At 61.1% G+C, this 12,343-nt stretch carries 12 protein-coding genes, 1 tRNA gene and 1 pseudogene; 9 read left to right on the top strand and 5 right to left on the bottom strand.

Features of this window, described 5'->3' with window-relative positions; translation table 11 throughout:
• The first annotated feature begins 95 nt into the window (after window positions 1-95).
• Entirely contained in the window at window positions 96-845 is a 750-nt protein-coding gene (gene rlmB / locus DS839_RS02600) for a 23S rRNA (guanosine(2251)-2'-O)-methyltransferase RlmB (protein ID WP_119268706.1), read from the top strand.
• A gap of 63 nt (window positions 846-908) precedes the next feature.
• Entirely contained in the window at window positions 909-2,138 is a 1,230-nt protein-coding gene (locus DS839_RS02595; RefSeq protein ID WP_368911072.1) for an MFS transporter, read from the top strand.
• Here the strand turns inward: DS839_RS02595 and nadE are convergent.
• Window positions 2,130-2,960 carry an NAD(+) synthase gene (nadE, locus tag DS839_RS02590; protein WP_119268705.1) on the bottom strand — a complete coding sequence of 277 codons (831 nt, stop codon included), beginning with the start codon at window positions 2,958-2,960 and terminating at the stop codon, window positions 2,130-2,132. The genes DS839_RS02595 and nadE overlap by 9 nt on opposite strands.
• Window positions 2,961-3,080: 120 nt before the next feature.
• Between nadE and DS839_RS02585 the strand changes: the two genes are divergently transcribed.
• Window positions 3,081-3,155, top strand: a tRNA-Thr gene (locus tag DS839_RS02585).
• Between the two features lie 644 nt (window positions 3,156-3,799).
• Window positions 3,800-4,189 (top strand): hypothetical protein, encoded by a 390-nt coding sequence (locus DS839_RS02580; RefSeq protein WP_119268704.1) that lies wholly within the window; start codon window positions 3,800-3,802, stop codon window positions 4,187-4,189.
• Here the strand turns inward: DS839_RS02580 and DS839_RS02575 are convergent.
• Window positions 4,186-4,827, bottom strand: coding sequence for an integrase arm-type DNA-binding domain-containing protein (locus DS839_RS02575; protein WP_119268703.1), 642 nt, complete (start codon window positions 4,825-4,827; stop codon window positions 4,186-4,188). The genes DS839_RS02580 and DS839_RS02575 overlap by 4 nt on opposite strands.
• A gap of 375 nt (window positions 4,828-5,202) precedes the next feature.
• A pseudogene (locus tag DS839_RS37190) lies at window positions 5,203-5,413 on the bottom strand (IS481 family transposase); the annotation flags it as partial.
• 63 nt (window positions 5,414-5,476) lie between these two features.
• On the opposite strand from DS839_RS37190, the gene DS839_RS02565 reads away from it, so the two are divergent.
• Entirely contained in the window at window positions 5,477-7,087 is a 1,611-nt protein-coding gene (locus DS839_RS02565) for a DUF1254 domain-containing protein (protein WP_119268702.1), read from the top strand.
• A gap of 200 nt (window positions 7,088-7,287) precedes the next feature.
• On the opposite strand, the gene DS839_RS02560 is transcribed toward DS839_RS02565, so the two are convergent.
• On the bottom strand, window positions 7,288-7,890 hold the full coding sequence (locus DS839_RS02560; RefSeq protein WP_119268701.1) for a DUF1989 domain-containing protein: 603 nt from the start codon (window positions 7,888-7,890) through the stop codon (window positions 7,288-7,290).
• Between the two features lie 161 nt (window positions 7,891-8,051).
• On the opposite strand from DS839_RS02560, the gene DS839_RS02555 reads away from it, so the two are divergent.
• The 4 genes from DS839_RS02555 to DS839_RS02540 are packed head-to-tail and all read left to right on the top strand — an operon-like array spanning window position 8,052 to window position 9,605.
• Window positions 8,052-8,507: a hypothetical protein gene (locus DS839_RS02555; RefSeq protein WP_119268700.1), complete on the top strand. Its 456-nt coding sequence runs from the start codon at window positions 8,052-8,054 to the stop codon at window positions 8,505-8,507.
• Between the two features lie 10 nt (window positions 8,508-8,517).
• Window positions 8,518-8,913 carry a phage holin family protein gene (locus DS839_RS02550; RefSeq protein WP_119268699.1) on the top strand — a complete coding sequence of 132 codons (396 nt, stop codon included), beginning with the start codon at window positions 8,518-8,520 and terminating at the stop codon, window positions 8,911-8,913.
• Window positions 8,900-9,205, top strand: a complete 306-nt coding sequence (locus DS839_RS02545; RefSeq protein WP_119268698.1) for a hypothetical protein — start codon at window positions 8,900-8,902, stop codon at window positions 9,203-9,205. Before DS839_RS02550 ends, DS839_RS02545 begins: the two co-directional genes overlap by 14 nt.
• 1 nt (window position 9,206) lies before the next feature.
• On the top strand, window positions 9,207-9,605 hold the full coding sequence (locus DS839_RS02540) for a hypothetical protein (RefSeq protein WP_119268697.1): 399 nt from the start codon (window positions 9,207-9,209) through the stop codon (window positions 9,603-9,605).
• Here the strand turns inward: DS839_RS02540 and DS839_RS02535 are convergent, their stop codons facing one another.
• The gene (locus DS839_RS02535) at window positions 9,606-12,278 is read right to left on the bottom strand and encodes a valine--tRNA ligase (protein WP_119268696.1); all 2,673 of its coding nucleotides are present in this window, start codon (window positions 12,276-12,278) and stop codon (window positions 9,606-9,608) included.
• Window positions 12,279-12,343 lie beyond the last annotated feature (65 nt).

Raw genomic sequence — 12,343 nt, 5'->3', positions numbered from 1 at the left:
CGGCTTTATGCGCGTCACACCAAAGGCTGTCAACCTCAATTAATCCAATTCTTACAAGGATTGAGCGGCAACGGACTTTCTATATAAGGTCGCCCATGGCCGATCACCAGAAGCCCCCGCCGGCGGGCGATGAAATTGAGCGCCTTTACGGCGTTCACACCGTCGCCGAGGCCCTCAAGAACCCGAAACGCAAGTTTATCAGGCTGCTCGCGACCAAGAACGCCGCCGACCGCCTGGCGGCCGAGATCGCTGAGGCCGGCGTCACGCCGGAGCCGGCGCTGCCGCGCGAGCTCGACCGGCTTCTGGGACCCGAGGCCGTCCACCAGGGTCTCGTCCTCGACTGCAAGCCCTTGCGCCAGCCCAGGCTCGACCAGATCCCCCGCCAGGGCGTGGTTGTCCTTCTCGACCAGGTGACCGACCCCCATAATGTCGGGGCCATCATGAGGAGCTGTGCCGCTTTCGGGGTGACGGCCCTCATCGCCACCGCCCGGCACAGCCCGGAAGCCTCGGGCGTTCTGCTCAAATCGGCCTCCGGCGCCTATGAGCATGTGCCCTTTTCCAAGGTCACCAACCTCGCTCGTGCCATGGAGGAACTGCGCGGCTACGGCTTCCTGCTCCTCGGCCTCGACAGCGAGGCGGAGGCGGATATTGGCGATGCCCGGCTTTCCCGCCCCTTGGCACTCGTCCTCGGGGCCGAGGGCAAGGGCTTGAGGCAATTGACGCGGCAGACCTGCGATACCGTGGCGAGACTCGACATGCCGGGCGAGATCAAGAGCCTCAACGTGTCGAATGCCGCGGCCATCGCCCTTTACGCCTTGCACCGGTCGGGAAGCTCTCCTTCCTAAAAAGCGTGAGCCTGGAGGGGTTGGATCAGCTAGGACGAAGGTTCCACACTTAGGAATCCAGCCGTGACGACTGCCGAGAACGCCAACACCAACTCCCCATCCCATCACGACACCGTCATCGCGGTGTTGAGCGCGCTCAGCATCTGCCATCTCCTCAATGACATGATGCAGTCGCTGCTGCCCTCGATCTATCCCATTCTCAAGGACAGCTATCAGCTCGATTTCAGCCAGATCGGTTTCATCACGCTGGCCTTTCAGCTGACGGCCTCGCTGTTGCAGCCCGTGGTCGGGATCGTTACCGACCGCTATCCGCAGCCTTATTCGGCGGCGGTCGGCATGGGCGTCAGCGTCGTGGGGCTGGGCCTGCTCTCGACTGCCGATTCCTATCTGCTGCTGCTCGTGGCGGCGGCCTGCGTCGGCGTCGGCTCGTCCATCTTCCATCCCGAATCATCGCGTGTGGCGAGGCTCGCCTCCGGCGGCCGCCACGGCTTCGCCCAGTCGCTGTTCCAGGTCGGCGGCAATATCGGCTCGGCCATCGGCCCCCTGCTCGCCGCGCTCATCATCCTGCCCTACGGCCAGAAAAGCGTCGCCTGGTTCATGGCCGCGGGCATTGTCGCCATGGGCCTCCTGACCTTTGTCGGCCGCTGGTATTCGACACATGGGCGCGCGCGGATCGCGAGCACGTCGAAGCGCACCCATATCGCGCATCTCTCGGAACGCCGCATCGCCCTCTCGATTGCGGTGCTGGTGGCGCTGGTTTTCTCGAAATTCGTCTATATGGCCTGCCTCGGCAATTACTTCACATTCTACCTGATCGAGACCTTCGGCGTGTCCGTCCACAACTCGCAACTTTATCTGTTCGTTTTCCTGGCCGCGGTTGCCGCCGGCACTTTTCTCGGCGGGCCCTTGGGCGATTATTTCGGCCGCAAATATGTGATCTGGTTCTCGATCCTCGGTGCTGTGCCGTTCACGCTGCTCTTGCCTTACGCCAATCTCGAATGGACCTTGGTGCTCGCCATCATCATCGGCCTCATCCTGTCCTCGGCCTTCTCGGCGATCGTCGTCTATGCGCAGGAGCTGGTGCCGGGCCGCACCGGCATGATCGCCGGCCTGTTCTTCGGCCTGGCTTTCGGCATGGGAGGCCTTGGCGCTGCGATACTGGGCGAGATCGCCGACTGGACCAGCATCGGCTATGTCTACAAGATCTGCTCCTTCCTGCCCTTGATCGGACTCGTGACCTGGTTCCTGCCCAATATCGAGGGCAGCCGGTCGAAAGCAAAGGCTTCAGCCTGATCCTTGACCCGGGGCGACGGGCAGCGTCCGCTTGTGGGCGGTGCCGAGATAGATGGACAGAATGCGCTGCCGCGCGGCGGGCCTGATTTCCTTGCCTTCCAGGAAGTCATCGATGTCGTCATAGCTGACGCCAAGGGCGTCTTCATCGGGCTTCAGCGGCGCTTCCGTTTCAAGATCCGCGGTCGGCGTCTTGAGCACGAGCGCAGGCGGCGCGCCGAGATGGCGGGCGATGGCCCTGACGCGCCGCTTGTTGAGTCCGGTCAACGGCACGACATCGGCCGCCCCGTCGCCGAATTTGGTGAAGAAGCCCATCAATGCTTCGGCGGCATGGTCCGTGCCGATGACCAGCCCACCCATTGCGCCGGCCAACGCGAATTGCGCGACCATCCGCTGGCGCGCCTTGATATTGCCATTGTGGAAATCCCGGCGCGGGTGGTCAAATATGTCAGCGGCTTCGGACACGATCTGGGCTGACATCGCATCGGTCGCGGGTTTGATATCGACCGTGACGATCCTGTCGGGCTTGATGACGGCCAAGGCCTTCTGCGCATCGCTCTCGTCGCGCTGCTCGCCATAAGGGAGCCGCATCGCCACGAATGTCGCGTCATAGCCGGTTGCCCGCAACCGCTCCACCGCCGCCTGGGCCAAGAGTCCAGCGGTGAGGGAATCGACCCCGCCGCTGATGCCAAGGACATAGGCGCGGCCCCTGGCGGCACGCAAATAATCGCCGAGAAAGGCGATGCGTCTTGCGATCTCGGCTTCGATGTCGAACGTCGCCGCTACACCAAGATCCCGCGCGATTTTGATTTGCTGATCGAGCATCTCCCTGCCCCCTATCTACACCGGCAGCAATCAGTACCCTGTTTGGCCGCCCCACCAAAGGCGCCGGATCCACGGGGACATTGCGTGGTGAAACGCTGCCCGCTATATGCCTGACGCGTTGCCGGAATAGCTCAGCGGTAGAGCAGCGGTTTTGTAAACCGAAGGTCGGGGGTTCAATCCCCTCTTCCGGCACCATCTTTTCAAGGGCTTAGCTGGGGCTAAGGCTGCCTCTCAGGGGAAGTCACAGGGAAATGTAATGACCCTGTAATGACCAAAAGGGAAAGCTTGAGGGGCGACCCCTCCTTGGTTTCTCCCTGCCTGATCCTGACCCCCTGCACCCTGCCCGGCTACATCAGTAGCGAAGTTTCCCTTTGACAACATGGCTGATCAGTAGGCTGAACCGTCAGTGTACAGATTTTTCCTAGCTACCCCCCGGGGGACCCGGGTGCAAGGGGTGACGGGGGGTCTCCTTTGGGGATGAAAGGATCGAAAAAATCCCCGCATAGAAATTCCGGATTAAATTTCCCGACGCATAATAGCGCTAGAACGGCTTCCCCTCTGGGCTTTCGTCGGTTTGTCGGCAATAAATCGATGACTTAAACGGCTTGTCGCCCATGACTAGATAACCTAAGGTAAGGACAACCGAATGACCCCTGAGCGTGAACATGATTGAGATCGGGCAATTTGATCTCGCCCAGTCAACGATCGAAATTCGATACGACCCAGCCTTCACGCTTTGGGATCGGTGCGGTACCATTGCTAATGAACTAAACCAGCACTTTCCCAACTTCAAACCCGGAGAGGTCAGCATCTTAATCCATCGCTAGGAGTCTTGTTGGATGCGAGCTTTCATAGAGACGACGATACTCGCGGATTGGTTCTTACAGACAGATGAGCGCAAGAACGCATTAAAAACGGCCTTCGCCCAGTTCAGCGAACGATTGCTGCCTGAATACGCTATTAAGGAGTTTAAGGCTGGTCCTCTTTTTTACTTTGTGTACTTCCACAACAAGCTTGTTGCGACAAAGAGCTACTGGAAATCCCTGGAAGCGATTGCGGATCTGAATGGAACGCCGGCGCACTACCGTACCTCCGGCGCACTCCAAGCGCTGGTTGTCACGATGGAAAGCATCGGAAAGAAAATGACCGGCCAACTGGTTGAGCAGTATGGAGATATTGCAAACCGCGACGAAGCTACTTGTGACGAGGCACGCTACTATCTCGCCTAGGCTTTGATCTCATCGTCAGCCAGTAGGCGGTCTCTTGAGGCTGGAGGCCTTGGAGACGGCAGGGAAGCCATTGGCGAGACGGTAATCAAGTCCTCCGAGACGCACCACTTGAAGAAAGGACGAAGGATAGCGAAGCGATTGCGTTGCCTTGCCTTTCCTTTGAGCAGCTTTCGGATATCTGCTTTCGTGACACCAGAGATGGGAGTTGAGTTGCCCAGCTCGGAGATAGCCCAGTCAAGGGTAGTCTCGATATCCTGGTAGTAAACCGTTCCGGTGGATGGCTTTGCCTGATCCAGGTACGCAGTCTTGGCGGAAAGCAAGGTGTTGTTCAGATCGTCCCGAAGCTTTGACCTTTGCTCCCTTTTGTGAGTAGCCAGGTTCTTGCCGTTGGATACCTCGCCCAGGGCTATGCTGGCAGCCTTCCTAGCGTCATCCAGGGCCATTCCGTTCTTTGTCGATCCGATAACAACCCGCTGGGCTTTGCCGCCCCTCCCCCCTTGCCACTTCTGGATCAGCCAGGATGTGCCCCTGGCGGTTACATACGCCCCAAAGCCGGAGAGTTGTGTGTCCCAGATGTAGACCGGTTCCCCAGCCTTCTGGGCCTTTGCAATCGTCTTGAGTGTGATCGTCTCTAGCATGGTTCCTCCGCCTCCTTTGCTGTCGTCCTCCCCTCCACATTCGCCAACACGATGATAGGGAAGCCCCTAGCGGCGATTGAATGGGTAGGAAATGTAATGACCATGTAATGAGAAAGCGGCGATGTAATGACCAAACCGAAGGTGGGAGAAAAAGGGATGGATGGATCAAATAGCCCGTTAAACGCCTGTAATTACTGTCGAATAATGACAGCGAAGTGGTAGAAAAGGTGAGCGAAGCGAACCGCACCAGGGAGCGAAGCGACCGTCAGCAGCGGTTTTGTAAACCGAAGGTCGGGGGTTCAATCCCCTCTTCCGGCACCATCTTCAGTCTGTCCAGCCGGTGTCCGACCCGGACACATGGGTGACAGAACGTACCTAAGACATAGGTGACAACCTCGAGCCGAACGGGTTGTCGATCACCTGCAAGATCTTCTGTTCCAAATCGATACATCCAAGATCATGGCTCATGAACGAGACGAGCCAAATGCCCTTGTCGCCACTGCTTGATGCCTGGTTTCTGGCCGGCCGGTACGTTAGAGACGTTGCAAAGGCGATCGTAGGCGGTGACCAGGATTGGCGCGAAATGCAAAGAAATCGGCACGCTTTCATGGTCCAATTATCATCATCACGAACCCATGAGGACTGAACAATGATCCGCAGAATCCTGATCAGCAGCGTTGCCTTCGTCCTCGCGGCAGGCCCGGCTTTGTCCGACGTACCCGCTAAAACAGTGGAATCTCTATCGGCACCCGACGTAATCGAAACGCGGGCGGGCAAGCTCGATTTCTGGAACGGGGTGCCGACGGAGGAAGCCGCGCAGAAGGTCTACGACACGCTGGATTTCACCAACGCGCTCAACGTCTACAATAACAGTTTCCGGGGAGCGTCCGCGCTAGCCCTTGTCAAGGGATTCGAGGAGATCGGCGCCAAGCCCGGCGAAGTGGTCATCTTCTCCGAACTTATGGACTCGACTTCGCTGTTCCTGACCGCCAATGCCGACACGGTCTACTACATGACGGGACTCGACTTGAGCAAGGGCCCGGTAGTGATCGAGCAGCCGTCGGGCGGCATCGGCACGATTAACGACATGTGGTTCTCCTGGGTCGTCGACATTGGCGCGCCGGGGCCGGATCGCGGGCTTGGCGGAAAGTACCTGATCGTAGGACCGGACTATAAGGGGCCGCTGCCCGAGGGCGGCTACTTTGTTGCCCATGCGAAGACCAATTTCGCGCTCTATGCCGCGCGCGCGAACCTGGTCGGCAACGACCCGAAGCCGGCTGTCGAGAACATCAAGCGCAGCATGAAGGTCTATCCCTACGAGCCTGGCTCTTTCGGCTCCAGCATCGCCCAGGCTCTCGACGGAACCGTGCGCATTGCCGGCGAGCCGAAGATTCCCGAGATGAAGTTCATCGAAGCTACCGGACGTTCGTTCAACACGATCCCGCCCAGTGACTTCGGCTTTTTCGAACTGATCAACGAGAACGTCCAGAACGAGCCCGCCACCAGCTACGACGTGGAGCTGGCCGGCCAGCTCGCCGCGATCGGCATCGTACACGGCAAGCCGTTCAAGCCGGACGATCGGATGAAGAAGATCCTGTCGGATGCAGCCGCGGTCGGACAGGCGTCGGGCCGAGCGCTCAACTGGCGCTATGCGATGAAGCATCCGGAATGGGCCTATTACGAAGGCTCGCACTGGGGCAACATGTTGTGGGAAGGCGGAGCCTTCTTCGAGACGCCGCCGCCGGTGTTCGAAGGCGGCATGTTCAAGCCGCTGCCACCGACCGGCGCCCGTACCCTGGATTCGCGTACCGCCTTCTACTATGGCTACACGCTCGATTCGCCGGGCATGATCATGCGCATCCCCGGCGTCGGCTCGCAGTATCTGATGGGGTTTCTCGACTCCGACGGCAAGCCGTTCGACGGAGCGAGGACCTACAAGGTGACCCTGCCCAAGGACGTGCCGGCGGCAGCGTTCTGGTCTTTCACGCTCTATGACAACCAGACGCGCTCGATGCTGCAAACGCCGCAGAAGTACCCGCGCGCCGGTAGCCAGAGCTACCCTTCACCAGCCGCCGAGGCCGCCAGCGACGGCAGCACTACAGTGTATTTCGGCCCCGCCCAACCTGAAGGGGTCGCTCGCAGTAACTGGATTCAGACCGATCCCCAAAAGGGCTGGTTCACGATCCTGCGACTCTACAGCCCGCTGCCGTCCTTCTTCGACAAGACCTGGCGTCCAAGCGAAATCGAGGCGGTCAAGTGAGCTGAAATACGACGACGGCAGCAACAGCTCAGGACGGACGCCGGTCTCAAATTGGTCGACGAGCCGGCGAGGAACTTGGACAATTCGCGGCTATGCGATGCGATCGTGAAATTCTACGAGACCATCACGACGATGGACAATGACGCGGCAAAGCGCATTGTCCCGCAGCTCGCGGCCAACGCTGCGGCCGGCTGACCCGGTCATTCCGGCACGACCTCGACTTCGATCTCGGTGCATCGGCCGCCATTGGTGGGATGGAAATCGACCGCGCAGGCGGTGATCACGAGCAAGATGTCGCGCTCGGCCTTGAGCCTCACATAAGCACCTGGCGGATTGATCGAGGGCAGGACGTCGATGCGGCCATTGGGCTGCGGCAGGGAGTTTTGAAAGAGATCGACCGGATCGGGCACGAAATCGATCGAGATGTTCTCGCGCGCCAGGGCGGTGATGAGATTGTCCTGGCAATTGGGATGGTTGGGCAGTCCGACGTGATCGTAGAGTGCCTGATCGCAAGCCGGATAGAGCATGTCATGCGGACCTGGCGATGCATCCTCGATCAGTGTAAGCATCGGTTCGGCTTTCATGCTATAGAAGCTCTCGCCGACCAGCGGAAACAAGCGCTCGGTTGCGTTGCGTGTCTGCGAGGTCGAGAGCCACTCGAGCTTGGGCCTATCGAGCGCGAAGGCCCAGAGATCGGCGACCTGCTGGCCTTTCGGATCGATGATCCGGATCATGTCGCCGCGCTTGACGCGGATGGCTTGGCCCGATTGCGGGGCGATCGTGACGCGGCGTGGTCCAGTCATGGATAACCTTTCGCGAAAGCAGCATGTCCGGCATCCGGCCTATCGATATTTCGGGCTTTTATCCAGCCGCAGCAGGGCCGTTACGGCAGGAGCGATGGAACTTTCACCGTCGCAAAACGTTCAATCCCGCATCGACAGCAACCTGAAATGCGAGGTTTTCCGTGGCAAAAGCAAAAAGGGGGCGCCCGAAGCGGGCGAGCCGCTACCACAAGCCCACTGCCAACCGCCTCTTTGACGACGCACTCTCGCTCGCCTCGACCCTGGCCGACAGCCGCAAGCGCGCCGGTGCTGACCGCATCGTCGAGATTGCTTCCGCGACACGCGAATTCGGCGCGAGTCTCGATGAGTTCCCGCAGTTGCGCCATTACAGCGACCAGGCCGCCGCCAGTCTCGACGACCTCGCCGATTACATCGCCAGAACCGACCTTCCCGACATGCTCGATGACTTTGCCGGCTTCGCCAAGCGCCAGCCGGTGGCCACTTTGACGCTGGGTGTCGCGGCCGGTCTCGCCTTCACCCAGTTGATGCATGGCTGGCCGGTGCCGATGAAGGCCCGCCGGGCGGCAACCAACGGGCGGGTCAAGCGACGAGGCCGGCGGCGCAAGACTGTGAACTAGGAGCCGGGCCATGGCGAAGGACGACGGCAAGCCGGGCGATGAAACTCTGAGCGCCGCCTTCGAGCAGCTGAAACGCGACGGCGCCGCCTGGTTTTCGGCCGAGCAGGACTTGCTGCAGGCCCGTCTCAGAAACGGCGTGCGGCGCGTGGAGCTTGCCGCCCTCCTCACCGTCGGCGCACTGATGGTCACTGTCGCGGCCGCGATCACCCTGGCCAACATGCTGGTGCATATGCTGACGCCCCCCTTCGGCCCGGTCCTGGCAAGCCTCCTTGTCGCCATCATCCTGCTCATCGCCGGCGCGCTTCTCATCGTCTGGGTCAAGTCGCTGCTGCACCCGAAGGAGCTGAGCGGACGGGTGCGGAGCCACGCAAAAGTCATTCGGAGCGCCCTCAATGAACCGAATTGACGCGCTCGAGGCCGAAGCCGATCGTCGGCGCGCGAATTTTGCCGAGAGCCTGCGCAAGCTCAAGCGCAAGCTGACGCCTTTGGGCCTTGCCGACGCCGGCCTGCGCAAGCTCGATCCGCACGGCCAGGCGATGAACGCCGTCGGCCACTCGCTGCGCGAAAATCCGCTGCCCGTCATGCCGCTGCTTCTCGGCCTCGGCTGGCTCGCCCTCAATGTACGAAAGCCCGCCAAGCGGCCGCGCCTCAAACGCGGCAAGGGCAGATCCCTCATCGCATCGCAGAAGAAGGAATGACATGATGAAAACCACGAGAAAGCGCAAAGCAAGCAAGACCGGACGCAAGACCGGCAGGACCACGGCCGCGCAGTTCCTCGAGAGCAATGCCGGCATGGCTCTTCGCCGCGGCCGGGAGACGATCAGCCGCGCCTATGGCTGGGCCCACGACACCGCGGAAGGCGCCCATCTCGGGCATTTGCGCATGCCGCGGCGCAGCGATATTGCGCATTTGACGGAAGCCAACCCGCTCCTTTTGGGTGCGGTGGGCCTGGGCCTCGGCGTCGCCATTGGCACGCTCTTCCCGCGCGGCATGAATAGAACCACGTCCGCCGGCCGGCGTGCTCCTGTCGCATCTCCGGCGCCCGTCAAGTCGCGGCGCCGCCGGCGCAAGAAGAACGGAACGGCGGCAACCGGCTGATCACTTCAGCCGCTTCAAGGCTTCCTTGAGCTTGTCGCGCTGGGCGGCGAGCGCCGTCTTGCGCTCGCGCGTCTCCTCCAGCACCTCTTCTGGCGCCTTGGCGACGAAGCCCGCATTGCCGAGGCGGGCCTCGATCACGGCGATGTCCTTCTCGACCTTTTCGAGCTCTTTGCCGAGCCTTGCCCGCTCGGCGGCGAAATCGATGACGCCTTCGAGCGGCAAAGCCAGTGTGGCTTCGCCCAGGACCATTTGCGCCGAGGAGGCCGGCACCTTGTCCTCGAAGGTGATCGCCTTGAGCCGGGCGAGCCGCATGATCTCCTGCTCCCAGGTCGCCGCCCGGCGGCGCGATTCCGTATTGGCGCCGACGATCGCGCAATCGATCCGGGCGCCGGCCGGAATGTTCATTTCCGACCTGACGGAGCGGACCTGCGAGATGAAGTCGACGACCCAGTTCATCTCGGCATCGACTTTCGCATCGCCAAGGCCCTTGTAGCTCGGCCATTCGGCGGCGATGAGCATGCCCGCGGCTTCTGTCTTCTGCCACAGTTCCTCGGTGACGAACGGCATGAAGGGATGAAGCAGCAGGAGGATCTGATCGAGGATCCATTGCGCGCAATGCTGCGTCTCGGCCTTGGCCGCCTCGTCGCTGCCGGCGAGAACCGGCTTGATCAGTTCCAGATACCAGTCGCAGAACACGTTCCACACGAAGCCATAGAGGCTGCCCGCCGCGTCGTTGTAGCGATGCTCCTCGATCGCCTTGGTGACTTCATCGCGGGTACGCGCGACTTCGCCCGCGATCCAGCGATTGACGGTGACGCGCGCCGCGATCGGGTCGAAATCGGGATCGCGCCTGGCGCCGTTGATCTCGCAGAAGCGTGCCGCGTTCCACAATTTGGTGCCGAAATTGCGATAGCCCTCGACCCGCTGGGTCGATAGCTTGATGTCGCGCCCTTGCGCCGCCATGGCGGCGAGCGTGAAGCGCAGCGCATCGGCGCCGAACTGGTCGATGAGATCGAGCGGGTCGATGACATTGCCCTTCGACTTCGACATCTTCTGGCCCTTCTCGTCGCGGACCAGCGCATGGATATAGACGGTGTGGAAGGGCTTCTCCTTCATGAAGTGGAGCCCCATCATCATCATGCGGGCGACCCAGAAGAAGATGATGTCGAAGCCGGTGACCAGCACGTCGGTCGGATAGTGGCGTTTGAGCTCGGGTGTCGCATCGGGCCAGCCCAAGGTCGAGAACGGCCACAGCGCCGATGAGAACCAGGTGTCGAGCACATCCTCGTCGCGCGTGAGGAGCGTGCGCGTGCCGTAATGGCGTTGCGCCGCGGCCAGCGCCAGGTCCTCCGATTCCTCGACGAAGATCTCGCCGTCGGGCCCGTACCAGGCGGGAATCTGATGCCCCCACCACAGCTGGCGCGAAATGCACCAGGGCTGGATGTTGCGCATCCATTCGTAATAGGTCTTTTCCCAGTTCTTCGGCACGAAGACCGTGTCGCCCTTCTCGACCGCTTCGATGGCGGGCTTGGCCAGCGTCTTGGCATCGACATACCACTGCTCGGTGAGCCAGGGCTCGATCACCACGTCCGAACGGTCGCCATGCGGGACCTGGTGGACATGCGGCTCGATCTTGTCGACGAGCCCCTGCTCTTCCAGCATCGCGACGATGCGCTTGCGGGCCTCGAAACGGTCGAGGCCGTGCAAGGCCAGGGTCGCGGGCGGGTCTTCGGCGTCGCGCAGGAAGTCCTCATTGTCCTGAAGCAGCATCTTGCCGAACTGGTCGAGCACATTGATCTGGGCAAGATCGTGGCGCTTGCCGACATCGAAGTCGTTGAAGTCATGCGCCGGCGTGATCTTGACGGCGCCGGTCCCCTTCTCGGGATCGGAGTAGTCGTCGGCAACGATCGGGATCCGACGGCCGACCAGCGGCAGCACGACATTCTTGCCCTGGAGATGCTTGTAGCGCTCGTCATCGGGATGGACGGCAACGCCCGAGTCCCCCAGCATCGTCTCGGGCCGCGTGGTGGCGACGATGATGTGCTCTTCTGTTCCCTCGATCGGATATTTGAGGTGCCACAGATGGCCTTTGATTTCCTTCTGCACGACTTCGAGGTCGGAGATCGCGGTCAGCAGTTTGGGATCCCAGTTGACCAGCCGCTTGTCCTTGTAGATCAGCCCGTCGCGAAAGAGCTGGACGAAGACCTTGAGAACGGCCCGCGACAGGCCCTCATCCATGGTGAAGCGCTCGCGGCTCCAGTCGCAGGAGGCGCCGAGGCGGCGGAGCTGGCGCGAGATGGCCCCGCCCGATTCCTCTTTCCACGCCCAGACGCGCTTCAGGAAGGCCTCGCGCCCCATGGTCCGGCGGTCGGTCTTGTTCTCTTTCTGGAGCAGGCGCTCGACCACCATCTGGGTGGCGATGCCGGCATGGTCGGTGCCGGGCTGCCACAACACGTCGCGCCCACGCATCCTTTCAAAACGGCACAATATGTCCTGGATGGTGTTGTTGAGGGCGTGCCCCATATGGAGCGAGCCCGTCACATTGGGGGGCGGGATGACGATGGTGAAGGGCTTGGCCTTGGGGCTCCGCCCCGGCTTGAAATAGCCACCCTTTTCCCACTCCTCGTAGAGGCGGGCTTCCATTTCGGCAGGGATATAGGTTTTGTCGAGCATGATTTTCTGAAGTTCTGGAGGATATTCGCGGGCTTTAAACACTAGTGCGTCCCGGGTTTCAACAG

It is taken from the genome of Taklimakanibacter deserti, assembly GCA_003574785.1.
The sequence above is the reverse complement of the archived record's forward strand: the minus strand, read 5'-3'. Positions and strand labels throughout refer to the sequence as shown.

Bases quoted from the DNA above. Each gene is read 5' to 3' on its own strand.
- rlmB (WP_119268706.1), top strand. From the start codon at position 96: ATGGCCGATCACCAGAAGCCCCCGCCGGCGGGCGATGAAATTGAGCGC.
- nadE (WP_119268705.1), bottom strand. From the start codon at position 2,960: ATGCTCGATCAGCAAATCAAAATCGCGCGGGATCTTGGTGTAGCGGCG.
- DS839_RS02580 (WP_119268704.1), top strand. From the start codon at position 3,800: ATGCGAGCTTTCATAGAGACGACGATACTCGCGGATTGGTTCTTACAG.
- DS839_RS02575 (WP_119268703.1), bottom strand. From the start codon at position 4,827: ATGCTAGAGACGATCACACTCAAGACGATTGCAAAGGCCCAGAAGGCT.
- DS839_RS02565 (WP_119268702.1), top strand. From the start codon at position 5,477: ATGATCCGCAGAATCCTGATCAGCAGCGTTGCCTTCGTCCTCGCGGCA.
- DS839_RS02560 (WP_119268701.1), bottom strand. From the start codon at position 7,890: ATGACTGGACCACGCCGCGTCACGATCGCCCCGCAATCGGGCCAAGCC.
- DS839_RS02550 (WP_119268699.1), top strand. From the start codon at position 8,518: ATGGCGAAGGACGACGGCAAGCCGGGCGATGAAACTCTGAGCGCCGCC.
- DS839_RS02545 (WP_119268698.1), top strand. From the start codon at position 8,900: ATGAACCGAATTGACGCGCTCGAGGCCGAAGCCGATCGTCGGCGCGCG.
- DS839_RS02540 (WP_119268697.1), top strand. From the start codon at position 9,207: ATGATGAAAACCACGAGAAAGCGCAAAGCAAGCAAGACCGGACGCAAG.
- DS839_RS02535 (WP_119268696.1), bottom strand. From the start codon at position 12,278: ATGCTCGACAAAACCTATATCCCTGCCGAAATGGAAGCCCGCCTCTAC.